At 35.5% G+C, this 25816-nt stretch carries 16 protein-coding genes, 2 tRNA genes and 3 rRNA genes; 16 read left to right on the top strand and 5 right to left on the bottom strand.

What is annotated here, in order from left to right; translation table 11 throughout:
* Positions 1 to 80: 80 nt before the first annotated feature.
* Both AC3IPI_RS02860 and AC3IPI_RS02855 read left to right on the top strand, forming a co-directional pair.
* The gene (locus AC3IPI_RS02860; RefSeq protein ID WP_489157003.1) at positions 81 to 2468 is read left to right on the top strand and encodes a penicillin acylase family protein; all 2388 of its coding nucleotides are present in this window, start codon (positions 81 to 83) and stop codon (positions 2466 to 2468) included.
* A gap of 217 nt (positions 2469 to 2685) precedes the next feature.
* A complete protein-coding gene (locus tag AC3IPI_RS02855; RefSeq protein ID WP_489157001.1) occupies positions 2686 to 4023 on the top strand; it encodes an FAD-dependent oxidoreductase in 1338 nt (445 codons plus the stop codon).
* A 73-nt stretch (positions 4024 to 4096) separates the two neighbouring features.
* Here the strand turns inward: AC3IPI_RS02855 and AC3IPI_RS02850 are convergent, their stop codons facing one another.
* Positions 4097 to 5611: a helicase HerA-like domain-containing protein gene (locus tag AC3IPI_RS02850; protein ID WP_039112926.1), complete on the bottom strand. Its 1515-nt coding sequence runs from the start codon at positions 5609 to 5611 to the stop codon at positions 4097 to 4099.
* 379 nt (positions 5612 to 5990) lie between these two features.
* Between AC3IPI_RS02850 and AC3IPI_RS02845 the strand changes: the two genes are divergently transcribed.
* The 7 genes from AC3IPI_RS02845 (at position 5991) to AC3IPI_RS02815 (ending at position 12452) form a co-directional block, all read left to right on the top strand.
* The gene (locus tag AC3IPI_RS02845) at positions 5991 to 6812 is read left to right on the top strand and encodes a MotA/TolQ/ExbB proton channel family protein (protein ID WP_035617242.1); all 822 of its coding nucleotides are present in this window, start codon (positions 5991 to 5993) and stop codon (positions 6810 to 6812) included.
* A 46-nt stretch (positions 6813 to 6858) separates the two neighbouring features.
* Entirely contained in the window at positions 6859 to 7470 is a 612-nt protein-coding gene (locus AC3IPI_RS02840; RefSeq protein ID WP_039112927.1) for an ExbD/TolR family protein, read from the top strand.
* A 19-nt stretch (positions 7471 to 7489) separates the two neighbouring features.
* On the top strand, positions 7490 to 8047 hold the full coding sequence (locus AC3IPI_RS02835; RefSeq protein ID WP_039112928.1) for an ExbD/TolR family protein: 558 nt from the start codon (positions 7490 to 7492) through the stop codon (positions 8045 to 8047).
* A gap of 39 nt (positions 8048 to 8086) precedes the next feature.
* Positions 8087 to 8881, top strand: coding sequence for an energy transducer TonB (locus AC3IPI_RS02830; protein WP_035617235.1), 795 nt, complete (start codon positions 8087 to 8089; stop codon positions 8879 to 8881).
* Positions 8882 to 9113: 232 nt separating this feature from the next.
* Positions 9114 to 10034: a PstS family phosphate ABC transporter substrate-binding protein gene (locus tag AC3IPI_RS02825; RefSeq protein ID WP_489156997.1), complete on the top strand. Its 921-nt coding sequence runs from the start codon at positions 9114 to 9116 to the stop codon at positions 10032 to 10034.
* A gap of 16 nt (positions 10035 to 10050) precedes the next feature.
* The gene (locus AC3IPI_RS02820) at positions 10051 to 11718 is read left to right on the top strand and encodes a tetratricopeptide repeat protein (RefSeq protein ID WP_489156995.1); all 1668 of its coding nucleotides are present in this window, start codon (positions 10051 to 10053) and stop codon (positions 11716 to 11718) included.
* 101 nt (positions 11719 to 11819) lie between these two features.
* Positions 11820 to 12452 carry a 7-carboxy-7-deazaguanine synthase QueE gene (locus AC3IPI_RS02815; RefSeq protein WP_039112931.1) on the top strand — a complete coding sequence of 211 codons (633 nt, stop codon included), beginning with the start codon at positions 11820 to 11822 and terminating at the stop codon, positions 12450 to 12452.
* Positions 12453 to 12609: 157 nt separating this feature from the next.
* Here the strand turns inward: AC3IPI_RS02815 and AC3IPI_RS02810 are convergent, their stop codons facing one another.
* Both AC3IPI_RS02810 and AC3IPI_RS02805 read right to left on the bottom strand, forming a co-directional pair.
* The gene (locus AC3IPI_RS02810) at positions 12610 to 13152 is read right to left on the bottom strand and encodes a YfiT family bacillithiol transferase (protein WP_489156992.1); all 543 of its coding nucleotides are present in this window, start codon (positions 13150 to 13152) and stop codon (positions 12610 to 12612) included.
* A 17-nt stretch (positions 13153 to 13169) separates the two neighbouring features.
* Positions 13170 to 13877, bottom strand: coding sequence for a class I SAM-dependent methyltransferase (locus tag AC3IPI_RS02805; RefSeq protein ID WP_489156990.1), 708 nt, complete (start codon positions 13875 to 13877; stop codon positions 13170 to 13172).
* Positions 13878 to 13951: 74 nt separating this feature from the next.
* Between AC3IPI_RS02805 and AC3IPI_RS02800 the strand changes: the two genes are divergently transcribed.
* The 7 genes from AC3IPI_RS02800 to rrf all read left to right on the top strand — a co-directional run bounded on the left by AC3IPI_RS02800 (position 13952) and on the right by rrf (position 21810).
* Positions 13952 to 14446, top strand: a complete 495-nt coding sequence (locus AC3IPI_RS02800) for a YkgJ family cysteine cluster protein (protein ID WP_039112934.1) — start codon at positions 13952 to 13954, stop codon at positions 14444 to 14446.
* 103 nt (positions 14447 to 14549) lie between these two features.
* A complete protein-coding gene (locus AC3IPI_RS02795; RefSeq protein ID WP_489156988.1) occupies positions 14550 to 15785 on the top strand; it encodes an ABC transporter permease in 1236 nt (411 codons plus the stop codon).
* A 764-nt stretch (positions 15786 to 16549) separates the two neighbouring features.
* Positions 16550 to 18063: ribosomal RNA gene (locus AC3IPI_RS02790) — 16S ribosomal RNA — on the top strand.
* 120 nt (positions 18064 to 18183) lie between these two features.
* Positions 18184 to 18257, top strand: a tRNA-Ile gene (locus AC3IPI_RS02785).
* Between the two features lie 147 nt (positions 18258 to 18404).
* A tRNA-Ala gene (locus AC3IPI_RS02780) sits at positions 18405 to 18478 on the top strand.
* A 174-nt stretch (positions 18479 to 18652) separates the two neighbouring features.
* A 23S ribosomal RNA gene (locus AC3IPI_RS02775) occupies positions 18653 to 21537 on the top strand.
* A 163-nt stretch (positions 21538 to 21700) separates the two neighbouring features.
* Positions 21701 to 21810 (top strand): 5S ribosomal RNA (gene rrf, locus AC3IPI_RS02770).
* The 16S, 23S and 5S rRNA genes sit together here with 2 tRNA genes alongside, the layout of an rRNA operon.
* A 616-nt stretch (positions 21811 to 22426) precedes the next feature.
* Here rrf and AC3IPI_RS02765 read toward each other — a convergent pair.
* On the bottom strand, positions 22427 to 25195 hold the full coding sequence (locus tag AC3IPI_RS02765; protein WP_489156986.1) for an AsmA family protein: 2769 nt from the start codon (positions 25193 to 25195) through the stop codon (positions 22427 to 22429).
* 21 nt (positions 25196 to 25216) lie between these two features.
* Positions 25217 to 25798 carry a MiaE family protein gene (locus AC3IPI_RS02760; RefSeq protein WP_035623806.1) on the bottom strand — a complete coding sequence of 194 codons (582 nt, stop codon included), beginning with the start codon at positions 25796 to 25798 and terminating at the stop codon, positions 25217 to 25219.
* Positions 25799 to 25816: the final 18 nt, after the last annotated feature.

The raw sequence follows: 25816 nt of genomic DNA, 5'->3' as shown, positions 1-25816 counted from the left end.
AAAGGAATAACTTTTGGATACAATTGTGATTTTGATAACAATACATTTCATTAAAATATTTATTTATACAATTTAGAAACATGAAAAAAATCAAAAAAATACTGCTTGTTTTGTTCTTGATACTTGTTGTTTTAGGAATCGGTTTATGTACTTATATTTTTCATTTAAAACCAAAATATGAAGGAGAAGTAAAACTGAAAAACATTCAAAAAGAGACAACGGTATATTTTGATGATTTTGGAGTGCCACATATTTATGCAAATTCACAAAAAGAAGCCATGACAGTTTTGGGTTATGTACATGCTCAGGATCGTTTGTGGCAAATGGAGTTGATGCGTCGTATTGCATCTGGGAGATTGTCGGAAATTTTTGGTTCGGTAATGCTAAAGAATGATAAGTTTTTTTCGGGATTAGGAATAGAAGAAGCTTCGGCGAAAGCAATTGCGCAATTGGATAAAAATAGCCCGAGTTATCAATTAACGATGGCTTATCTGGACGGAATTAATCAATATTTGGAAGAAGGTGTTACGCCAATAGAATTTCAGTTGGTTGGAGTGAAAAAAGAAAAATTCACGATAAAAGATGTTTATAATATTTTTGGGTATATGTCTTTCAGTTTTGCAATGGCACAAAAGACAGATCCTTTAATGACTGATATTCGTAATAAATACGGAAATGAATATTTAAAAGATTTTGGTTTAAATGGCGAATTTAATACGACTCAGATAAGAAATGCAAAAGAGAATCCAGAAGAATTTGCAGTGATTTCAAAATCTGTTGCTTCGCTTCTTGAAAAATCTCCAATTCCCCCTTTTATAGGAAGTAATAGTTGGGTGGTTTCACCTCAGAAAACGAAAAACGGAAAGGTTATTTTTGCTAATGATCCGCATATCGGATTTTCTCAACCAGGAACTTGGTATGAGGCACATTTAATAACTCCGGATTTTGAATTATATGGTTGTTATCTTGCTGGAACGCCATATCCTTTATTAGGTCATAATCGTGATTATGCATACGGATTAACAATGTTTGAAAATGATGATATCGATTTTTATCAAGAAGAAAATAAATCGGGAGATGCTAATGAATATAAAACGCCAAATGGTTTTGAAAAATACGAAACCAGAAAGAAGGTTATAAAGGTTAAAGATTCATCGGATGTTATTGTAGATGTAAAAATAAGCCGTCATGGTCCTGTTATGAATGGCTTGATCGAAGATTTAAAGAATAGTAATAAACCTATAGCAATGTCTTGGGTTTATACGCAACAGCCTATAAAAATTCTAGATGCTGTTTACGGACTTTCGCATGCAAAGAATAAAAATGATTTTAAGAAAGCAGTTTCACTAGTTGCTGCTCCGGGCTTAAATGTAATGTATGGTGATGCAAAAGGGAATGTAGGATGGTGGGCAACCGGAACTTTATATAAGCATAATAAAGGTGTAAATCCTAATTTTATTCTGGATGGTGCAAGTGGTAAAGATGATATTGCCGAATATTTGGATTTCTCCAAAAATCCATCGGCAGAAAATCCAAAATGGGGTTATGTATATTCTGCGAATAATCAGCCAGAAGCTATCGATGGGTTTTTATATCCTGGATATTATTTGCCAGAAGATCGTGCTAAAAGAATTACGCAATTGCTTGATGCAAAATCTGATTGGGATAAAGAAGCGATTAGTAAAATGATTTTTGATAATACATCTCCAGTTGCTCCAACGGTGGTTCAGAATTTACTTTTGAATGTGAAAAATGAATCGCTTACAGCAAATGAAAAACAGGCATTATCTATTCTTAAGGATTGGAAAGGAACTAATAATGTGGAAGATGTTGCGCCTACGATTTACAATAAATGGGTATATGCATATTTAAAAAACACTTTTGAAGATGAATTGAGAGAGGGAAATTTTAAAAATTTCTTAGAAACACATCTTGTAAAACAAATTATAGCGAAACAAATACAAAACGAAAATTCGGTTTGGTGGGACAATATATTGACCAAAAATGTAAAAGAAACTAAGAAAGATATTTTAACAAAATCATTTCATGAAGCAATTGCGGGACTTGAGAAGCAATTAGGGAATACGGTTCAAGACTGGAAATGGGAGAAAGTACATACTGTAGAGTATCATCATCCTTTAGGACAAGTGGCTGCTTTAAGAGGAATCTTTAATGCTGGACCTTTTGCAGTTTCGGGCTCAACAGAAGTAATTAATAATCAGTTTTTTGATTTTACTGATAAAGGAGTTTATAATGTAAAAGGCGGACCATCGACAAGAAGGATTATTGACTTCTCGGATATAGAAAATAGTTGGAGTATTTTGCCAACAGGACAATCTGGGAATCCATTTAGTAAACATTATAAGGATCAAGCCGAGCTTTATAATGCAGGAAAGTTCCGAAAAATGAAATTAAATAAGGAGGAGATTGTTAAAACTTCGACTAAACTGGTTTTTAAACCTAGATAGAAAATGGAAGGTTTTATATCAGGATTTATTTCATTATCTAACTGATTGCGTGAAGGATTGAAGTGAAAATCCTTTTTTGAGGAACGAAAAAAAGATTGTAGCGAAAAGCCTGACCCGACCTTTTTGGGAGGGGCACGCCCAAATATTTCTTTGATTTATAGCCTATTCTATAGATTATATACTTATTTTTACGAGCGTATAATCACATTTTTTTTTGATGCAAACTCCACTTAAAATTGCTATTGTAGGTTCTGGATTGGTTGGCTCATTGTTGGCAATTTATCTTAAAAAGGAAGGTCATGAAGTTCATGTTTATGATCGAAGCCCAGATATTCGTAAAATTAATTTTTCGGGACGATCGATAAATTTGGCAATGTCTAATCGAGGTTGGAAAGCACTAGATGGTGTTGGTGTAGGAGATGCTGTTCGTGAAATTGCTATTCCGATGGATAAGCGAGCCATACATTTGGTTGATAAACTTAATTTTCAGAATTACGGACAAGAAGGCGAAAGTATTTATTCGATTTCGAGAGGAACCTTAAATCGTAAAATGATTGATTTGGCAGAAAATGCCGGAGCCGATTTTTTCTTTGAGCAAAAGATATGGGATGTAACTTTAAGCGATGCTACATTACATATTGGTGATACGGAAAGAGGGGAGTGGGAAGAGAAAAAATACGATATGGTTTTTGGAGCCGATGGTGCTTTTTCTAGAATTCGTCATCGTATGCAACGCCAAAGCATGTTTAATTATTCGCAGGAATTCTTGAATATGGGATATAAGGAATTGAATATTCCGGCAAATCCTAATGCTACTCATAAACTAGATAAAAACTCATTTCATATTTGGCCACGTGGGGAATATATGCTTATTGCATTGCCTAACTTGGATGGTAGTTTTACGTGTACTTTGTTTATGCCTTTTGAAGGAGAAAATTCTTTTGATTCGCTAACGGATAGAAAACAGGTTGAAGACTTTTTTGAAAAAAATTTCCCGGATTCTATTGAGGTTATACCAAAATTAGCCGAAGATTTCTTTAATAATCCTACAAGTACATTGGTAACTATGAAATGTTTTCCTTGGACTTATAGTGATAAGATTGCTTTAATCGGCGATGCGTGTCATGCTATTGTTCCTTTTTATGGACAAGGAATGAATGCTGGTTTTGAAGATATCACGGTTTTGTACGAAATGATTCTTAAATATGGAGATGATTGGAAAAAGATCTTCTCTGAGTATGAAATTTCACGTAAACCAAATGCGGATGCAATTGCAGAACTTTCGTATCGCAATTTTATGGAAATGAGTACGAAAACGGCTGATGAAAAATTCTTGTTACAAAAAAAGATAGAAAAAGCTTTTTCGGATAAACATCCAGATAAATGGATTCCGCTTTATAGTCGTGTTACTTTTAGTGATCGCCCTTATGCCGAAGCATTGGCAATAGGAGATTTTCAGAATACGATTATGGAAGAGGTTTTAAGAATGGAAAATATAGAAGCTATTTGGGATAGTCCAGTTGTCGAAAATAAAATACTTGAATTGTTGAAATAAGAATCTTTAGATATTTATAAAAACAAGAAACCCTTTTAATACAACATTAAAAGGGTTTCTTGTTTTTTAGAATTTACTTCTTGAACATTTTTGATAAAACGCCAAACACACCTCTTATAAAAGTAGCACTGGTTACTACTTTTAGTACCGATTTGCCAACTACGCTTGCAGTACTTGGTTCATTACTCGTTTTCTGAGAAGTTTTCTCTTCTTGTCGAGAAGAAGCTTCTTGTTCGGCATCGCTAATTTTTTTGGTTAATATTTCGTAAGCACTTTCACGGTCGATTACCTCGCTATATTTTTTAACCAATTTTGATTTTTGGTTAATTTCCTGAATTTCACTTTCTGTTAATACATCCATTCTGCTCATTGGTGCTCGCATCATAGTGGCTACTAATGGTGTTGGAACTCCTTTTTCGTTTAAGGCTGTAACCAGAGCTTCTCCTATCCCTAAACTCGTAAGTAGTTCGTCAGTCTTATAATATTTAGATGTAGGGTAGTTGTCGGCAGTTTTCTTGATGGCTTGCCTGTCATTTGCTGTAAAAGCTCTTAAAGCATGCTGAATCTTTAAACCTAACTGTGCTAAAACTCCACTTGGCACATCCATTGGGTTTTGAGTTACAAAATAAACCCCAACTCCTTTTGAACGGATAAGTTTTACAATAGTTTCAATTTGCTCTAGCAATACTTTACTAGCTTCGTTGAAAATTAAGTGCGCTTCATCTATAAAAATGACTAATTCAGGTTGATCAACATCTCCCTTTTCGGGCATTTGTTGGTATATTTCGGCAAGTAAACTCAACATAAAAGTCGAGAATAATTTAGGTTTATCCTGAATATCCGTTAAACGAATGATATTTACGTATCCTTTTCCGTTTTCGTCGATGCGCATTAAGTCATCAATTTCGAATGATAATTCACCAAAAAAGATATCTGCTCCTTGTTGTTCCAGTTCGATTATTTTTCGGAGAATTGTTCCAGTTGTGGCTGTAGATATCTTGCCATAACTGGCTGCGATTTCATCTTTTCCTTCTTCGGTAATATAATTAATGACCTTTTTAATATCCTTTAAGTCTAATAAAGGCATTTTATTATCGTCACAATATTTAAAAATTACCGAAATAACACCCGATTGAGTATCATTTAAACCTAATATTCTAGAGAATAAAACGGGTCCAAATTCTGAAACTGTAGCACGTAATCTAACTCCGCTTTGTTCAGAAAGAGACATTAATTCTACAGGAAATTGGGATATATTATAAGGTATATCGATTTTTGCATGACGTTCGGTAATAAAAGACTTTTCTTCTCCTTCTTTGGCAATACCACTAAAATCTCCCTTAATATCCATCATTAAAACAGGGATTCCTGCTAATGAAAGTTGCTCAGATAGTACCTGAATCGTCTTAGTTTTTCCAGTTCCAGTCGCTCCAGCTATTAATCCGTGACGGTTTAATGTTTTTAATGGGATTTTTACGTGTGCATTTAGAGGTTCCCCATCGAAAATTGCTCCACCAAGAATAATACTTTCTCCTTTGGTTTGATAACCGTCATTTATACTTTGAATAAATTCGTCTTTTTGGCTCATATTTATGTAACATTAATTCAGTTGCAAGGTATAGATTTTTTCTTAAAACGTTTAATTTAGCTATGTTAGCGTAAAAAAAAACTAATTTTGTTAAAAATAATAATAAAAAATATTTTCTTAACACATTATGAAGATTTTGAGAGATTGCATTGCTTTTTACTAAATCGTTGTAAATTTTATCATAAATAATTATTTTTTTACTTCGATTTTATTTAAAATACAATTAATTCAATTAGATATTTTTTGTTTTAAGGTTAAATTAATTGGAATTAAATTGAAAAAAGTTTTTTTATTTAAACTAAAAATATAAATTTGCTGCACTACAAGTTTATTATAACTAAAAAATAAAAATTATTTAAAACTATTAAAATTAAAAAAAATGGCAAACGTTAAAGTTAAAAAGGAAAGTACTTCAAATGGCGGAGGAATGGTGTCAGGATTGATTATTGCAGCATGTATTTTTGTGGGTTGGTGTATTTGGAATTTCCTAATGGGTTCTCCATCGAATTTTGAAGGTGGTACAGTTGAAGGGCACCCGTTGAATATATTAGGTATGGTTTACCATGGAGGTATTATCGTTCCTGTTTTGTTAGGTATGTTATTAATGGTTATCGTATTTTCTATTGAAAGATTTACAGTTATCTCTAAAGCTGCTGGAAAAGCAAACTTAGATAAATTCATGAAAAGTGTACAAGGAAGCATTAAAGAAGGAAACATTGATGCAGCTATCGCTTCTTGTGACAAACAACAAGGTTCAGTTGCAAATGCAATTAAATCAGCTTTAATTAAATATCAAGAAGTTAAAAAAGAAGGTTTCAACAGTGAAGAAGCTTCTGAAACTATCCACAAAGAAATCGAAGAGATTACTTCATTAGAAATGCCAATGTTAGAGAAAAACATGACAATCATTTCTTCATTAGTATCTTTAGGTACATTAGGAGGATTGTTAGGAACAGTATCTGGTATGATTAAAGCATTTAGCGCGTTAGCTTCTACAGGTTCTCCTGACCAAGCTGCACTTGCAAATGGTATTTCTGAGGCACTTGTAAATACTGCAACTGGTATTAGTACTTCTATCTTTGCTATTATTGCTTACAACTTCTTTACATCTAAAATTGATGATTTAACTTATTCTATTGACGAAGCAGGTACTACAATCGTAAATACTTACAGACACTTTAGAGGAAGTTTAAAACAATAAATAATTTTTTAGCATGATTATTGTGCTAAATTTAAAATAAAAGATAATGGCAAAAATAAAAATGAAAAAAAAGTCAACGTCTACGGACATGACTGCCATGTGTGATGTTGCATTTCTTTTGTTGACATTCTTTATTTTGACTGCTACTGCAAAAGTGCCTGAGGCACTTCCTGTAGACACGCCTTCATCTACTGTACAAACTAAATTACCTGAAACGGATTTAGCTACACTTACAATAGGAAAAGGAAAAGTATTTTTTGATTTAAAAGGAAGAGAAGTTCGTAAAAGAACTTTGGAGCTAATGGGTGAGAAATACGGTGTTGCTTTTTCTGACAATGATAAAACTGAATTTGCTCTAATGGAAGGATTTGGAGTTCCAATTACAAGTTTAAAGCAAATCATTGACATGAAAGCGGCTGATAGAAGTAAAGCTGATCAACCTGGTATTCCTAAAGATTCTTTAGATAATCAGTTAAAAGAATGGATTTACAATGCGCGTATTGCAAATATTGAAATTGCTGATAAAGAATTACAATTTGCAATAAAAGGTGATGCTAAAGAAGAGTATCCTGCGATTCATAAAGTAATGGACATCTTGCAAGATCAAAAAATCAATACCTTTAGCTTAGTTACTGGTTTGAGAGGAAAAGACTTTTAATTAAAAAACATACACTAAAATGGCTGAATTAAATACCGACGGCGGTGGAGGCGGAAAAGGTGGTAAAGTAAGAAGTAAAAAGCAAAACTCAAAAGTAGATTTAACTGCGATGGTAGATTTGGCTTTCTTACTAATCACATTCTTTATGCTTACCACAACGTTGTCAAAGCCTCAATCGATGAACTTGGGGTTGCCAGATAAAGAGAAGGATCCTAATGAAAAGAATGATATTAAAGTAGATGAAAATCGTACAATGACTTTATTATTAGGCCCAGATAATAAATTAACTTATTATATGGGATTGTTAGCAACTCCTATCGCTGGACCTAAAGATATTGCTTATGGGAAAGACGGAATCCGTAAAGAATTAGTAAGCAGAAAAAAATCTGTTTTAGAATATTCTGCTGGAATTGGGAAACCAAAAAACGGAATTATCGTAATTATAAAACCTACGAAAAAATCTAGTTACCGTAATTTGGTTGATATCTTGGACGAAATGGCTATTACTGGCGTAGAAACCTATGCAATCGTTAATGAGTTTTCGCCAGAGGAAACAAAATTGGTAGAGAAAAAATAAGAGCAATCTTATCTTTTAACACCCTAATAATCAAGAAAAATGAAATTAGATATTATAAAAAACCAGTGGCTTGATATCGTATTCGAAGGGCGTAATAAGATATATGGTGCATATGAGTTAAGAAAATCTAACACAAAAACTACGGTAAGAGCACTTATCGTTGGGTCAGTTATTTTTTCAATTGCTGTTGCTGCGCCTGTTATTGCAAGCCTTTTGCCGGATTCTAAAGCAGATGAGGCAAGTAAGGATATTAAGATTACCACTGTAAAATTACCACCTAAAAAAGAGGAGGTAAAACCAAACCTTCCGCCTCCACCACCTCCACCTCCAAAAGTGGATCAAGTGAAGTTCGTGAAGCCAGTTGTAGCAAAAGCTGATGAAGTAACTGAAGAACCACCAAAATTAGTGGAGCTTAAAGAGAAAAAAATTGGTGCTGAAACTATTAAAGGAGATCCTGATGCAGTATTAACTGTTGAACCAGTAGGTACAGGAACAGCTGCAGTAGTTGAAGAAGATACACAAATTTACAACACAGCAGGTATCGAAGTAAAACCTGAATTCCCTGGAGGGATTGAGAAATTCTACAAGTTCGTAGGTAATAACTACAAAACTCCAGAAGAAGAAGGATTGAAAGGTAAAGTATATGTTACTTTCGTAGTTGAAAAAGATGGATCATTAACAGACATTAAAGTTTTAAGAGATATTGGTTATGGAACAGGAACCGAAGCTATTAGAGTTTTAAAGAAATGTCCAAAATGGAATCCAGGTGAGCAAAATGGTAAAAAAGTTAGGGTATTATACTCTCTTCCTATTACTATTCAATCTGCAGACTAATGTTGAAGAAACTGCTTGATAATATTAAGAAGAAATCGCTAAAAGAGCGATTTCTTCTTGTTTTAGGAATGTTCTTCTTTCTAATGTATTTTGTAATAGGTTTAGTAATTATTTTTTGGAAAGCTTTACCAATTGCAATGGAATTTAAATATAGAGTTGCTTTTGGTATATTATTAATCGTATATTCGTTTATAAGATTTGTGAGGTTTTTTAATTCAAACACTGATTAGTTATGCTAAAGAATAGTAAAGTTTTGTTTTTAGTATTGTTTGGTTTGTTGTTTATTACTTGTAATCAGAAAGATAAAAGTAAAGTAGACAAAGAATCAATACTAAAAGGATCTATGGATATTACTGTAGATGAAACGTTGGTTCCTATTGTTGAGGATCAGGTGCTTATTTTTGAAAGCACTTATGATGCAAAAATTGCTATAAAGCCAAAATCAGAAGCGGAACTTATTAATGATTTATTAAATCAAAAAGCTACTGTTGCTTTTACAGCAAGAGATTTGACAAAAGAAGAGAGAGAAGTTTTTAATAAAAAGAAAATTGCCCCTAGAGTAACGCCAGTTGCTACAGATGCAATTGCATTTATTTCAAACAAAGACAATAATGATACTTTAATTGCGTTGAAAACAGTGATTAATTTAATGCAAGGTAAATCCGAAGCAAGTATCAAAGGATTAGTTTTTGACAATCCAAACTCTAGTACAGTGCGCTATTTAAAAACTTTGGCAGGAACTAAAGATATTCCTAAAGAAGGAGTTTTTTCATTTAAAACGAATGAAGAAGTAATTAAATTTGTATCTGAGAATAAAGGAATGGTAGGAGTTGTAGGAGTAAATTGGTTGTCACAACCATCTCCTAAAATGAAAGATTTTGTTGCTAAAGTTAATGTATTGAGCGTAAAAGGTCTTACTAGTGATAAATTTGTTGCTCCAACTCAAAACAATATAGCAGAGGGTACTTATCCTTTGGCACGTGATTTGTATATTATCAATTGTCAAGGATACTCAGGATTAGGTATTGGGTTTGCTTCTTTTGTAGGAGGCGATATTGGACAAAGAATAGTTTTAAAATCTGGATTGTTACCAATACGTGTTCCTGGAAGAAAACTCAATGTTAGAAGTGAAATTATTAACGAAAAAGAATAAATTAATTACAACAGAGATGAATAAATTTAAAATTTTTAGTGTTGCGTTAATGGCTACAGCTGCTGGAACTTATGCACAAGACATAAGTCAAGCTAAAAAAGCTATCGATGCAGAGCAATTTGAAAAAGCGAAATCAGTTTTACAATCAATTATAAAAGCAAAACCAACAGATGGTGAAGCTCCATTTATATTGGGTAATATTTATTTAAGTCAACAAGTTGCTGACTCTGCAAAAATATATTACCTTAATAGTACAGCTGCATCTAGCCGTGCTAATCTTGGTTATATTGGTTTAGGTCAATTAGATTTAGATAATAAAAATACAACTGCAGCTCAGGCTAATTTTGCTTCAGCTATAAAGCCAATGAAAAGAAAAGATGTAGAGGAATTTATCTATATCGGTAAAGCATACATGAATTCTGTTAATCCAGATTACAAAAGTGCTATAACTTCTTTAAATCGTGCGGTAGCAGTAGATCCACAAAATGCTCAAGTACTTTTAGCACTTGGAGATGCATATTATGGAGATAACAATCAAAACGAAGCTTACAAATCATATCGTAATGCATTCCAAGCAGATCCAACATTGTTGAGAGCAAAAATGCAACTTGGAGTATTATTAAAAGGAGCTAAATCTTACGATGAAGCTATTAAATCTTTTAATGAAGTTATTGCATTAGATGCTAATTATGGTCCTGTTTACAGAGAATTAGCTGAAACATATTACAAATGGGGAAGAAACAAGCCTTCTAAGTCAGAAGAGAATATGCAAAAAGCTATTACTAGCTATGAAAAATATTTAACGCTTACGGATTATTCTATACATTCAAGAATGCGTCATGCAGACTTTTTAATTCTTGTAAAAGATTATAAAGCTTTAGAAGTTGAGGCAAACAAAATGATCGAATTGGATAAAGTAAACCCTAGAATCTTCAGATATTTAGGATATGCTGCATATGAAAATGGTAATGTAGATGTTGCTATCAAATCATTAGAGGATTATGTAAAAAATCCTAAAAATAAAATTATTGCAAAAGATTATTTGTATTTAGGTTTTGCTAAAATCAAAAAAGGAACAAATGCTGAAGGTACTTCAGTTGATCCAGCTGCATTCGAAGCAGGTTTGGTAGAGATTAGAAAAGCTATTGCAATGGAGCCTTTAGCGGTTCAGGATTTAGGTGATCTTGGAAAAGTATTGTTTGGTAAAAAATTATACAAAGAATCGGGAGCACTTTTTGAATTTGGTACAAAAGTTCCTGAGTCTGCAACTTATTTAGATGATAATATTTATTATGGTTTATCAATATACTATGATAACAACAAAGCTAATACTAAGCCAGACGCAATTGCTTTACAAAAAGCAGATGCTGCATTTGTAAATGTGATTACAGCTTCACCAACTTATCAAGAGGCTTACCTTTATAGAGCAAGAACAAACAGATTGCTTGAGAATGATGAGGCAATGACTAAAAACTACGAAGATTATATTGCAAAATCTACTGAAAAAGGAGCTGAAGAAATTGCTAAACCAGCAGTTAAAGCTAAATTCGTAGAGGCTTACAATAACATCGCAGCAAGTTATGCAAATACAGATAAAGTGAAAGCAATTGAGTATTTCAACAAAACTTTAGCATTGGATCCTACTAATGCTTATGCTACACAATCTTTGAATACTTTAAAATAATATAAAAATTCTTAATATTTTAAAACCGATAGTTCTTTGAATTATCGGTTTTTTTATTGTTCCATTTTTTATTGACTATCTTTGCACTTTAAAATTTAGTAATGTTATCAAAAGAAATACAATTAGAAGTAAATAAAGGTGCAATGTTACCCTTAATGGAAGAGTTTTACACGATTCAGGGAGAAGGATTTCATACAGGTACAGCAGCTTATTTTATCCGTATTGGAGGGTGTGATGTAGGTTGTCATTGGTGTGATGTTAAAGAAAGTTGGAATGCAGAATTGCATCCGCCTACAAGTGTTGATTTAATTGTAAATAATGCAAGTAAATATGCTGATACAGTTGTTGTTACAGGCGGAGAACCATTAACATGGGATATGACTGTACTTACGACAGAATTAAAAAATAAAAATCTAAAAGTCCATATCGAAACCTCAGGAGCTTATCCGCTTACAGGAACGTGGGATTGGATTTGTCTTTCTCCAAAAAAGAATAAATTGCCAACGCAAACAGTTTATGATAATGCACATGAATTAAAAGTAATTATTTACAATAAGCATGATTTTATCTTTGCCGAAGAACAAGCCGAACTAGTAAACGGAAAAGCAATATTGTTTCTTCAGCCAGAATGGAGTAAAAAAGAAGAAATGACTCCTCTTATTGTAGAGTATGTCATGAATAATCCGAAATGGAGAGTTTCACTTCAAACACATAAATATTTGAATATTCCTTAATCTAGGATACTCATATGTTACAAAAACAAAAGCCTCTTCATGCATGAAGAGGCTTTTGTTTTTATGGCTAATTATGTATGATAACCAATATGTATAAATAGTATACAAGCTGTGTAAAGTGTTTTCATTTTGAGTTTAGCTAGGAAAACAAATATAATTACCATCCCTTATGTTTCTTTAGAGCTGTAATGTGAGCTAAATGATGATTGCCGTGCCAGGCATACGTTCCTATCATTTGCTTGATAGAAACTATTGAATTATTTTCGGGGTGAATAAAAGCTTTTTCAAGTTCTGCTTGAGATAAGCTCTTCATGATGTATCCTAAACGAAAATGCAAACCATCCAGTAAAGACAAAGTTGGTTGTATAGGCATTGTCAAATTATCAGGTAATTCAGCCCAAAGGTCCTCGTGGTAAGCTTTTATTATTGGCTTGTCTTCGGTCAAAGCCCATTTTATTCGTATAAAACAATTCATATGGCTTTCGGCGCAATGATGAATGAGTTGTCTTACCGTCCAACCTTCCGGCCGATAAGGAGTGTCAAGTTGTTCGTCGGATAAACTAATCACTTCTTTTTTTAGTCTTTCGGGGAAAGAAGAGATTTCTTCAATTTTATTTAAGATATAATCAGGAGAATAATTTTCAGGAGCTATAAATTTTCCGATAGGATATTTTAATTTTTCTAAATCTGAATTTTCCATGTTATGTGTTTTGTTTTTTAAATAGAAAGTTTGGCTAGATAATCATAATGTTCGCCTTCTAGAACAAGTTCACATTTAAAGCCATTAGCGACAGCTGCATTTTGGAGCGTATTGTAATCTAAGTATAACCAGTCAAAAGCAGATTCTTTATCGCCTTTATAAGATATATTAAAAACCAGTTCGCCATAATACTCAGTATCCGATGGAATCCATTTTCCTCCATCTTCATCTTCGTCAAACATATATATAATGTCCGAACTATCCAGTAAGATTTGGCCACCAGGATTTAGAAGAGACTTTAGCTTTGATAAAAATTTATTGCAATTTTGAAGTTTTCCAAAAATACCAACACCATTCATTAATAATATAATTGTATCGTATTTTTCGCCATCTAGAGTTAGTATATCTTGTGCTTTGGCATTTTTTACACCACGGAGATTACAGGTTTCAATTGCTTTTTCCGAAATATCTATAGCGGTTACGTCTAGATTTCTTTCGTTCTGTAAATACAAACTATGACTTCCGGCTCCACAACCTACGTCAAGTATTTTTCCGTAGGCAAGTTCTAATGCTTTTTGCTCCAGTTTAGGCATTTCTTTAAAAGAGCGAAACAAATAAGCAACGCTCATTTCGTCAGCTTCAGAAATAGTGGTTTCGGTAATTAAATCCTCAGGCGAATTGTTGGTCTGGAAATCTAGCATTGCTTTCCCAAAAAGGTCTTTCATTGTATTTTAGTTCAAAGTTTAAGGTTTCGAGTTTAAAGTTGTTTAATTTTGCAAATCAACTTTAAAAATTAAACTTGAAAGAAATTTTAAACAACTTAAATAAGTTAGCCAAAGATAAGCATATCGAAAACAAAAAGTATTTCGATAAGCTTAAAAAGAAACAACCTAAGAATTTAGATTATGTAATGCAGGAATTACATGACGCAGAATTCAAAAAAACAGATTGCTTAAAATGTGCTAACTGTTGTAAAACGACAGGGCCATTATTTACGGATGCTGATATCGAGCGTATCTCAAAACATTTGCGACAAAAGCCGCAACAGTTCATCGAGCAATACTTGCGTATAGATGAAGATAAAGATTATGTTCTGCAAAGTGTTCCGTGTACATTCCTGGATAATGAAAATTATTGTATGATTTACGATGTACGCCCAAAAGCCTGCCGTGAGTTCCCGCATACAGATCGTAAAAAATTCCAGCAAATTTCTGACTTAACGCTTAAAAACGTCGCAATGTGTCCAGCGGCATTTAATATTGTCGAGGCAATGAAAAAGCGTTTACCTTTATAAGAGTGTTTTTAGGCTTAAATATTTCGTAATTGTTTTTACGAGTAATTTATGTTTGTTTATTAAACCGTATTTTTGAACTTATTATAAGACAACCCTATCAATTTTGAATCTAGAATATTTTATAGCCAAAAGACTTATTACTGCAAAGGATTATAAAAGCAGTATATCAGCACCAATTATAAAAATTGCAATCTCGGCTATTGCAATCGGAATAATAATGATGTTGGTTTCAGTAGCAACCGGAATTGGATTGCAACAAAAAATCCGCGAAAAAGTCTCCGCTTTTAATGGTCAGGTAATTATTTCTAATTACGATAATAACCAATCCGAGGTAACGTTAAGTCCGATTTCCAAAAAGCAAGACTTTTATCCTAAGTTTACTTCTGTTCCAGAGGTAAGTCATATCCAGGCAATAGCTAGTAAAGCTGGGATAATAAGAACTGAAACTGCATTCGAAGGAATAATATTCAAAGGGGTTGGTGCCGATTATGATTGGAATAATATAAAAGAGTATTTAGTCGACGGAAGACTTCCTGATTATTCTAAAGCAATTAATCAAGAAGTGTTATTATCGAGATTTCTTGCAGATAGATTAAATCTAAAAGTAGGAGATGAGTTTAATACCTTCTTTATAAAAGAAGATCAGAATAAATTACCAAATGTTCGTCGATTCAAAATCGCAGGAATCTTCAATTCAGGATTTCAGGATTTCGATGCTACCTACATAATAGGAGATATTCGCCATATACAACGTATTAATAAATGGACTCCAAACGAAGTTGGAGCATTTGAGGTTTTCTTAAAAGACTTCGATAATATAAAAACGACAGGAGACGAAATCTATCAGCAAACATCATCAACGCTAGATACTAAAACCATAATCGAAAAATACAGTTATATATTTGATTGGTTACAACTCTTCGATTTTAATATTATAGTTATTCTTGCTATCATGATCATTGTAGCAACAATAAATATGGTAGTAGCATTATTGGTGTTAATACTAGAGCGCACACAAATGATCGGAATCCTAAAAGCATTAGGAGCTAATAATTGGGTCATTCGTAAAATCTTCCTTTATAATGCGCTTTACCTTATATTAAGAGGATTGTTCTGGGGGAATCTTATTGGGATTTCGCTATTGTTGATACAACAGCATTTTGGAGTGATTCAGCTTAATCCAGAAAACTACTATGTTAACCAAGCGCCAGTTTATCTCAACTGGGGGTATGTATTGTTGGTAAATCTGCTTACAGTAACAGTTTGTTTTTTGGTGTTATTAATTCCTTCCTATATAATAACGAAGATTTCTCCAGTCAAAGCAATACGATTCGAATAGTTTTCAGGAGCTGTTTCCTGCTCCCGAAGCTTCGGGACGCTCCAATCTTGTCCTTTTTAAAGAGAAAAGGCCAAGGATTTCCACTACTATCAGGGCTATCAAGGCTGGTAAGTTCAAAAATCTGCTCAATCTGCTCAATCTGCGAGAAACAAAAATGCAAGAAGCTCCACGAAACCCAGCAAAACCAAAGGAAAAACGGGGTAAACGCCGTAAAGTGCCTAAAGTATATAGAAAACAATAAAAAATAACAGACCGTAAGGAGTGTGTTATCAGAGTATTAAGAAAAGAATAAAAAATAAACAAAAAATACTCTCTAAAAAGTATTGTTTAACTGAATAAAGGTGGTAGTTTTGCACCCGCAACAACGACAAACGTTCCTTTAAATACTGGCAAGCAAGACGAATCAAATTAGAAATAAAATTCTAAAAAAAAGATTTAGAAAAGCTTGTGAGAATGGAAAACGGATGTTACATTTGCACCCCGCAAAACAAGCAAAGTTCCTTGAAAGATTGATAAGAAAGAAGAAAACGGAAACGAAAATTTTCCAAAAAAACTTCACAAATTTCTTGCCAGTTAGAAAAGACTTTTCTACTTTTGCACCCGCTTTGAGAAACAAGCGACATTAAAAAGAAGAATACGTTCCTAGACATATTGAATTGACAGCCGTTTTAAGAGAGATCTTAGAACAACAAAATAAGAGTAATAGAATCGAGAGATTTGAATAAAACCGATAGAATCATTAGTCGAATATAATATTAAAATATACGATGAAGAGTTTGATCCTGGCTCAGGATGAACGCTAGCGGCAGGCTTAACACATGCAAGTCGAGGGGTATGCTTCTTCGGGAGCAGAGACCGGCGCACGGGTGCGTAACGCGTATGCAATCTACCTTTTACAGAGGGATAGCCCAGAGAAATTTGGATTAATACCTCATAGTATAATAGCTCGGCATCGAGCAATTATTAAAGTCACAACGGTAAAAGATGAGCATGCGTCCCATTAGCTAGTTGGTAAGGTAACGGCTTACCAAGGCTACGATGGGTAGGGGTCCTGAGAGGGAGATCCCCCACACTGGTACTGAGACACGGACCAGACTCCTACGGGAGGCAGCAGTGAGGAATATTGGACAATGGGCGCAAGCCTGATCCAGCCATGCCGCGTGCAGGATGACGGTCCTATGGATTGTAAACTGCTTTTGTACAGGAAGAAACAGTTCTACGTGTAGAACCTTGACGGTACTGTAAGAATAAGGATCGGCTAACTCCGTGCCAGCAGCCGCGGTAATACGGAGGATCCAAGCGTTATCCGGAATCATTGGGTTTAAAGGGTCCGTAGGCGGTTTAATAAGTCAGTGGTGAAAGCCCATCGCTCAACGGTGGAACGGCCATTGATACTGTTAAACTTGAATTATTAGGAAGTAACTAGAATATGTAGTGTAGCGGTGAAATGCTTAGAGATTACATGGAATACCAATTGCGAAGGCAGGTTACTACTAATTGATTGACGCTGATGGACGAAAGCGTGGGTAGCGAACAGGATTAGATACCCTGGTAGTCCACGCCGTAAACGATGGATACTAGCTGTTGGGAGCAATTTCAGTGGCTAAGCGAAAGTGATAAGTATCCCACCTGGGGAGTACGTTCGCAAGAATGAAACTCAAAGGAATTGACGGGGGCCCGCACAAGCGGTGGAGCATGTGGTTTAATTCGATGATACGCGAGGAACCTTACCAAGGCTTAAATGTAGATTGACCGTTTTGGAAACAGAACTTTCGCAAGACAATTTACAAGGTGCTGCATGGTTGTCGTCAGCTCGTGCCGTGAGGTGTCAGGTTAAGTCCTATAACGAGCGCAACCCCTGTTGTTAGTTGCCAGCGAGTCATGTCGGGAACTCTAACAAGACTGCCAGTGCAAACTGTGAGGAAGGTGGGGATGACGTCAAATCATCACGGCCCTTACGCCTTGGGCTACACACGTGCTACAATGGCCGGTACAGAGAGCAGCCACTGGGCGACTAGGAGCGAATCTATAAAACCGGTCACAGTTCGGATCGGAGTCTGCAACTCGACTCCGTGAAGCTGGAATCGCTAGTAATCGGATATCAGCCATGATCCGGTGAATACGTTCCCGGGCCTTGTACACACCGCCCGTCAAGCCATGGAAGCTGGGGGTGCCTGAAGTCGGTGACCGCAAGGAGCTGCCTAGGGTAAAACTGGTAACTAGGGCTAAGTCGTAACAAGGTAGCCGTACCGGAAGGTGCGGCTGGAACACCTCCTTTCTAGAGCCCTATATGTTAGCAGCAATGCACGTTAGGGAAAGAAGACGAATTGACCTATAGGTTAAATTGAAGATTATATTACTCTGCTGTTAGTTCAAATAATACAATTAAGTAAAACAGAGTCTCGTAGCTCAGCTGGTTAGAGTACTACACTGATAATGTAGGGGTCGGCAGTTCGAGTCTGCCCGGGACTACTTTTTTAAAGAATTTCAATTAAAAATTGAGAATTAAAAATTAAAAAAGACTGTAAACTTAAAAAAAAGGAAATTTTAGAAGTTGAAAGATTAAGAATGATAAAGTTCATAATTTTTAATTCACGATTTTTAATTTTTAATTAAAATGGGGGATTAGCTCAGCTGGCTAGAGCGCCTGCCTTGCACGCAGGAGGTCAACGGTTCGACTCCGTTATTCTCCACAAAAAGCTATAAGCCGTAGGCTAAAAGCTTAATGCCTAAAGCGTAAAGCCTAAAGCATAATAAAGTTCATTGACATATTGAGATAAGAAAATAATAAAAAGTAGAAAGCATTTTTTATTGAAAGTAGTGATACAGACGATAAAGAAAACGGTCTTGATTTATCAAGACTGGTACAATAAGCAAAATAAGGGCGTATGGGGGATGCCTTGGCTCTCAGAGGCGATGAAAGGCGTGATAAGCTGCGAAAAGTTACGGGGATCGGCACACACGACTTGATCCGTAAATACCTGAATGGGGCAACCCACTATGTTGAAGACATAGTACACCGATAGGTGGGCAAACCCGCTGAACTGAAACATCTAAGTAGGCGGAGGAGAAGAAAACAAAAGTGATTCCGTAAGTAGTGGCGAGCGAACGCGGATTAGCCCAAACCAATGTTGTTACGGCAATGTTGGGGTTGTAGGACCACGACATTTCTTGCACAAAGAATTAGAATCTACTGGAAAGTAGAACCATAGAGGGTGATAGTCCCGTATAGGTAATGAGTGTAAAGGATAGTGGTATCCTGAGTAGGGCGGGGCACGTGAAACCCTGTCTGAATTTGGCGGGACCATCCGCTAAGGCTAAATACTCCTGAGAGACCGATAGTGAACCAGTACCGTGAGGGAAAGGTGAAAAGAACCGTGAATAACGGAGTGAAATAGATCCTGAAACCATACGCTTACAAGCGGTCGGAGCCCTTTCGTGGGGTGACGGCGTGCCTTTTGCATAATGAGCCTACGAGTTAACGTTGCTGGCAAGGATAAGTGGTTAAGCCACGGATCCGTAGCGAAAGCGAGTCTGAATAGGGCGCTTTAGTCAGTAGTGTTAGACGCGAAACCGTGTGATCTACCCATGGGCAGGTTGAAGCTGTGGTAACACACAGTGGAGGACCGAACCGGTTGACGTTGAAAAGTCTTCGGATGACCTGTGGGTAGGGGTGAAAGGCCAATCAAACTCGGAAATAGCTCGTACTCCCCGAAATGCATTTAGGTGCAGCGTTGTGCATAAAGTTATATAGAGGTAGAGCTACTGATTGGATGCGGGGGCTTCACCGCCTACCAATTCCTGACAAACTCCGAATGCTATATAATGTTTCACAACAGTGAGGGCTTGGGTGCTAAGGTCCAAGTCCGAGAGGGAAAGAACCCAGACCATCAGCTAAGGTCCCCAAATATATGTTAAGTTGAAAGAACGAGGTTTGTCTGCCCAGACAGCTAGGATGTTGGCTTGGAAGCAGCCATTCATTTAAAGAGTGCGTAACAGCTCACTAGTCGAGCGGACGAGCATGGATAATAATCGGGCATAAACATATTACCGAAGCTATGGATTTTGACTTAGGTCAAAGTGGTAGGGGAGCATTCTAACAGGGTTGAAGGTGTGTCGTAAGGCATGCTGGACTGGTTAGAAAAGAAAATGTAGGCATAAGTAACGATAATGCGGGCGAGAAACCCGCACACCGAAAGACTAAGGTTTCCACAGCTATGCTAATCAGCTGTGGGTTAGTCGGGACCTAAGGCGAACCCGAAAGGGACAGTCGATGGACCACGGGTTAATATTCCCGTACTACTTATTACTGTGATGGGGTGACGGAGTGATGAAAGCGCCGCGAACTGACGGAATAGTTCGTTGAAGTACCTACCTATAAGCTGCGCAGGCAAATCCACGCGGCTTGGGGAAATACGATAGTACTCGGAGACTTCGGTCAAAGAGATAGTGCGCCTAAGGGCTTCCAAGAAAAACCTCTAAACTTCAGGTAATAAGTACCCGTACCGCAAACCGACACAGGTAGTCGAGGAGAGAATCCTAAGGTGCTCGAGAGATTCATGGCTAAGGAATTAGGCAAAATAGACCTGTAACTTCGGGAGAAAGGTCGCCAGCAGCAATGCTGGCCGCAGTGAAGAGGTCCAGGCGACTGTTTATCAAAAACACAGGGCTCTGCAAAATCGTAAGATGAAGTATAGGGCCTGACACCTGCCCGGTGCTGGAAGGTTAAGAGGAGATGTTATCTTCGGAGAAGCATTGAATTGAAGCCCCAGTAAACGGCGGCCGTAACTATAACGGTCCTAAGGTAGCGAAATTCCTTGTCGGGTAAGTTCCGACCTGCACGAATGGTGTAACGATCTGGACACTGTCTCAGCCATGAGCTCGGTGAAATTGTAGTAGCGGTGAAGATGCCGCTTACCCGCAGTGGGACGAAAAGACCCTGTGCACCTTTACTATAGCTTAGTATTGACCTTGGATAAATGATGTGTAGGATAGGTTGGAGACTGTGAAGTGGCGTCGCTAGGCGTTGTGGAGTCATTGTTGAAATACAACCCTTTGTTTATCTGAGGCCTAACCCCGCTCAAGCGGGGGACATTGCTTGGTGGGTAGTTTGACTGGGGTGGTCGCCTCCAAAAGAGTAACGGAGGCTTCTAAAGGTTCCCTCAGTACGCTTGGTAACCGTGCGTAGAGTGCAATGGCATAAGGGAGCTTGACTGAGAGACATACAGGTCGATCAGGTACGAAAGTAGAGCATAGTGATCCGGTGGTTCCGCATGGAAGGGCCATCGCTCAAAGGATAAAAGGTACGCCGGGGATAACAGGCTGATCTCCCCCAAGAGCTCATATCGACGGGGGGGTTTGGCACCTCGATGTCGGCTCGTCACATCCTGGGGCTGGAGAAGGTCCCAAGGGTTGGGCTGTTCGCCCATTAAAGTGGCACGCGAGCTGGGTTCAGAACGTCGTGAGACAGTTCGGTCTCTATCTACTGTGGGCGCAAGAAATTTGAGTGGATCTGATTCTAGTACGAGAGGACCGAATTGGACAAACCTCTAGTGTATCTGTTGTTCCGCCAGGAGCACCGCAGAGTAGCTACGTTTGGAAGGGATAAGCGCTGAAAGCATATAAGCGCGAAACCCACCACAAGATGAGATTTCTTTTAAGGATCGTGGGAGATGACCACGTTGATAGGCTATAGATGTAAAGGCAGTAATGTCATAGTCGAGTAGTACTAATAATCCGTAAGCTTATGTACGCTTTCCCAGCCCCTAACCCCCGAAGGGGGAACAAAGGGGCTGGGAGAAACTTTCTAAAAAATACTTTTTTCTTTATCTCAGTGTGTTAAGATATTATTTTTAATTATGAATTATCAATTGTTAATTATTAATTAAAAAAGTTACCTCAAGTAACAACGACCTTAAGGTGGTTATTGCGGCGGGGCTCACCTCTTCCCATCCCGAACAGAGTAGTTAAGCCCGCCTGCGCAGATGGTACTGCAGTTATGTGGGAGAGTATGTCGTCGCCTTTCTTTATAATCCTCATCATTTACTTGATGAGGATTTTTTTTTGTGCCCTACTTTTTTAAAAAACTAAAAAGGTTTTACCGCAAAGGGCGCAAAGGATTACACAGAGGTTCGCAAAGTTTAATTAATAGCTTGGCGAACCTTTGGGGCTTTTTATCTTTGCGCTCTTTGCGGTAAAACTATTATGTGTAAAGAGGGTTTTGTCTAAGAAAGACTATTGTGTTATATCATGATCGTTTTATGCTTAAACAGTCTTTTGCGTCTTAGCGACTTTGCGAGAAACAATTGTATTGCTTAATAAAAAAGGGTCTCTGTCTTAACCTCTGTGCAATTTCTTGAAATAGCGTTACAAACGCTACGGAACAAACTTTCGGATAATGTATTCTGTTGTTATCTTGAATGAAGTATATATTAAGGCTTACAAATAATAATTTTGAATAGCTTTAACCTCTTATGTCGTTTTTATTGTAATGATTGAAATTATAGTCTTAAAAGAAGTAATAGTAATATCTAAAAAGGGTTGCTTGAATAAGTCGAATGAAATTTTATCTCATATATAAGCATAAAAAAACCTGCTCGATTGAGCAGGTTTAGTAATAATTGTGAGATTTCAGAGATTTGTTAGTCTTCTGTATCTTGAGTTTCTTCTAAATCATCTGATTTTCTTCCTATTTTTATTTTTGGATTGTCTTTGTTTCCTGTTATTATTAACGGAACTCCTAAAATTCCTAATGGAGGTAAGCCTAATCTCATTTTTATGTTTAGTTTGCCATCCAAACTTGTTGTTCCTTCTATTCTAGGTCTGAAGCCTGCAAATTTAAATTTGAATCGTTCTAGAGTAATTATATTGTTTTTAATACTACTCTTAATATCTACTTTTGAAATTTCAGGATTTTTTATTCCCTCATGGCTTGTTGTTTTACTTACAGCATTAAACATTTTCATGCCATACAATTTGATATCTTTTACAGATACAACTCCTTCACCAACTAAGGAAGGATAGACAGGTTCCATTTTGGCGTTAAGCCTTCCTTTTAATTTGTAATCTAAAGAAATAGTTCCTTGTGCTTTTTCTGCAGCACTAGCCATTTTTCTAAATATCTCAATCTCATTATAGGCCTTTTTAACGTCAAAATCTGTTGCTTTAATGGTATAGTCGAACAAAGCTTTTTTCATTGTTAGAGCCTGGTATGTTGCGTCCATAGCAACTTCACAACCTATTAAATTAAAACCTGTATTCTGCATGGTAAGAATGCCTTTATTCATCTTAAGATTTCCTTTGGCATTATTTAAAGCAAGTTTATTAAAGTTTACCTTCTGTGCATTTGCTTGAAATTGTAAATTAAAATTCTTTGGAATTATAATTACACCAGTTTGTACTACTTCATTTTTTGGAGCTTCAGTACTTGTACTAGAAGTAGCTGTCGTACTATTTGTTTGAGTAGTAGTTGTCGACATAAATTCATCGGCATTAATGTATCTTGAATTTATGACAAATGAACCTTTTAAAACTCCAGTTTTGGTTGTTGCAAAATTGATAACATTTTGTAAATAGCCATTCATTTTAAAATCTGATTGTCCGTATGTAGACAAAAAGTTTTTAAAGAACATTTTGTCTTGGTTTATTTTAAAAAGACCTTCTTTAATAATGAACTTCTTAGGTAGGTATTCAGAAACTATTCCGATGTTTTTAATTTCTAGCGTTCCTTTATTATGGAGTTTGCTATAATTTCCTTTTTCGGCATCGCTTTGTTTTCCTTTTAAAACTAAATCTGCTTTAATAGAACCATCTAAATCTAGCCCTTTTTGAGAAAATACTCTATATATTTTGCTTATGTCCAGTTCCCCTTTGGCTTTTACATCATAAGTAAGGTCATCAAAATTATATAAGTCAGCATCTATATAAAAAGGTTTTCCTTCAAATGTTATTTGTGCAGGTGATAATTTTACTTTTAAATCATCAAAAGTCCCTTTCTGATTTTTAATTTCTGAAACAATAGTTATGTCTGTAATTGGATTCGGATAATATTGAGTTTTTAAATATCCATTTTTTAGGTTAATTGTTCCAGAAGTTACAGGGAATAATTTGTTTTTTAAATCAAATACTCCTTTTGCTTTAATATCTCCAATAAGATTTCCTTTTATTTCGATATCAGGAATTCCAAATGCCTGGATTAGTTTCTCTAAATCAATCTGACTGGTTAAATCTATATTTAAGTCAGGTGTATTTACTCCTTTTACATAGAATTTAGATTTTAAATAATCTTTATTAATATTCAAGGCTAAATTTTTCCCGTCAACAACTAATAAATCTGGATTTAATGAAGGTAGCTTTGTGTTTATGTCTAGATTTAGATTTGAGATAGGGAATGAACTTTTATTATAGTTTACATATCCATCATTTATTTTTAAATCTAAGTCTAAATCTGGTGCTATATTTTGAGAAGCAATATATTTCCCTTTTAGGGTAAGTAATAAATTGGTATTACCCTTTAAATCTGTTTTTGATAACCAGGTAACAAATTTTGGAGGAAACGCTGTAAAGACATCATGTAATTGGCTATTATTTGACTTTATTATAAAATCGATATTATAACCATCTTTTAAAAAGTCAAATTTTCCTTTAAAATCAACTATCAGCTGATTTATTTTTAAATTGTTTTGCTCAAAAAAGAATGATAAGGAGTTTACATTTACTTTAGTGATTAAATCGGCGTCAACCTTTTTATTCATTAAGTACGGTTCGTTCTCATATAAAATATTAAGTTTTTCGATTTTAGCTTTTGAATATAAATCGAAAATATCTTTGCTTAAATCTCCTTTTCCAGAATAATTAAAGCCAAATACATCTAGATGTACATTGGTTGATTTGTCATCGTAAATAATTTTACTGTTTAAAATCTCAATTTTTTCTAGTTTTAAAGAAGTATCGCTACTGTCTGTTGCTTTTTCAGCTTCGACAGATGATGATTTATAAACGTTATAATTTGCTTCTCCATTTTTGTTAACTTTTACATTGATAAAGGAATCTGATAAGTAAATCTGATCAATACTTACTGTCTTACCAAATATTAAGCTGCTAATGTTTATTCCGAAGGAAACCTCTTTTGCTGAAACAAAATTCTCTTTCTCGAATGGAGCAGATCCATTTAGTTTTAAATCGTTTAAAGTTAAAGTTAATGATGGGAAATGATGAAAGAAGGAGATATTAGCGTCTGAATAATTTAATTCAGCATTAAGTTTCTTGTTTGCTGTTTTCTTTATCTCTTCTTTTATTTTATCCGAAAAAACATAAGGCGTTATAAAAAGTAGCGCTAAAATAACGACTAGCACTATTCCAATATATTTTACTATTCTATATAAAATGGATTTTATATTCCCTTTTGCCATAAGTATAATTATTAGTTGTTTTTATCCGTGTACAGTTTCGCTTTTTCCATAATTGGTAATAATAGAACCTTCGTATTCAATCCATTCTTTCCAACGTTTATCAATGTCAATATTGTCTGTATATTTTCGGGCAAACCCTAAAAAAGTGGTATAATGGCCTGCTTCCGAAATCATTAAATCGCGATAAAACTTGGCTAATTCTTGGTCTTTAATGTTTTCTGAAAGAACTTTAAAACGTTCGCAACTTCTAGCTTCAATCATAGCTGAAAATAATAAACGATCACAGAGTGCATCTTTTCTACTACCATCTTTTTTCATGAATTTAAAAAGCTCATTTACATAGTGGTCTTTTCTTTCGCGACCAAGTGTCAAGCCTCTTTGCTTGATAATGTCATGTACCATTTGTAAATGCTCTAATTCTTCTCTGGCAATAATCAACATTTCGGTTACTAATTCCTCTAATTCTGAATTGTATGTTATTAAGCTAATTGCATTTGAGGCTGCTTTTTGCTCACACCACGCATGGTCGGTAAGAATTTCTTCGATATTCGATTCGACAATGTTTACCCAACGTGGGTCTGTAGCTAATTTTAATCCTAACATGATATTTTATTTATAACC

Source organism: Flavobacterium sp. GL_143, from assembly GCF_057834355.1.
The sequence above is the reverse complement of the archived record's forward strand: the minus strand, read 5'-3'. Positions and strand labels throughout refer to the sequence as shown.

Coding starts and splice junctions, on each gene's coding strand:
- AC3IPI_RS02860 (WP_489157003.1), top strand. CDS start 81: ATGAAAAAAATCAAAAAAATACTGCTTGTTTTGTTCTTGATACTTGTT.
- AC3IPI_RS02855 (WP_489157001.1), top strand. CDS start 2,686: ATGCAAACTCCACTTAAAATTGCTATTGTAGGTTCTGGATTGGTTGGC.
- AC3IPI_RS02850 (WP_039112926.1), bottom strand. CDS start 5,611: ATGAGCCAAAAAGACGAATTTATTCAAAGTATAAATGACGGTTATCAA.
- AC3IPI_RS02845 (WP_035617242.1), top strand. CDS start 5,991: ATGGCAAACGTTAAAGTTAAAAAGGAAAGTACTTCAAATGGCGGAGGA.
- AC3IPI_RS02840 (WP_039112927.1), top strand. CDS start 6,859: ATGGCAAAAATAAAAATGAAAAAAAAGTCAACGTCTACGGACATGACT.
- AC3IPI_RS02835 (WP_039112928.1), top strand. CDS start 7,490: ATGGCTGAATTAAATACCGACGGCGGTGGAGGCGGAAAAGGTGGTAAA.
- AC3IPI_RS02830 (WP_035617235.1), top strand. CDS start 8,087: ATGAAATTAGATATTATAAAAAACCAGTGGCTTGATATCGTATTCGAA.
- AC3IPI_RS02825 (WP_489156997.1), top strand. CDS start 9,114: ATGCTAAAGAATAGTAAAGTTTTGTTTTTAGTATTGTTTGGTTTGTTG.
- AC3IPI_RS02820 (WP_489156995.1), top strand. CDS start 10,051: ATGAATAAATTTAAAATTTTTAGTGTTGCGTTAATGGCTACAGCTGCT.
- AC3IPI_RS02815 (WP_039112931.1), top strand. CDS start 11,820: ATGTTATCAAAAGAAATACAATTAGAAGTAAATAAAGGTGCAATGTTA.
- AC3IPI_RS02810 (WP_489156992.1), bottom strand. CDS start 13,152: ATGGAAAATTCAGATTTAGAAAAATTAAAATATCCTATCGGAAAATTT.
- AC3IPI_RS02805 (WP_489156990.1), bottom strand. CDS start 13,877: ATGAAAGACCTTTTTGGGAAAGCAATGCTAGATTTCCAGACCAACAAT.
- AC3IPI_RS02765 (WP_489156986.1), bottom strand. CDS start 25,195: ATGGCAAAAGGGAATATAAAATCCATTTTATATAGAATAGTAAAATAT.
- AC3IPI_RS02760 (WP_035623806.1), bottom strand. CDS start 25,798: ATGTTAGGATTAAAATTAGCTACAGACCCACGTTGGGTAAACATTGTC.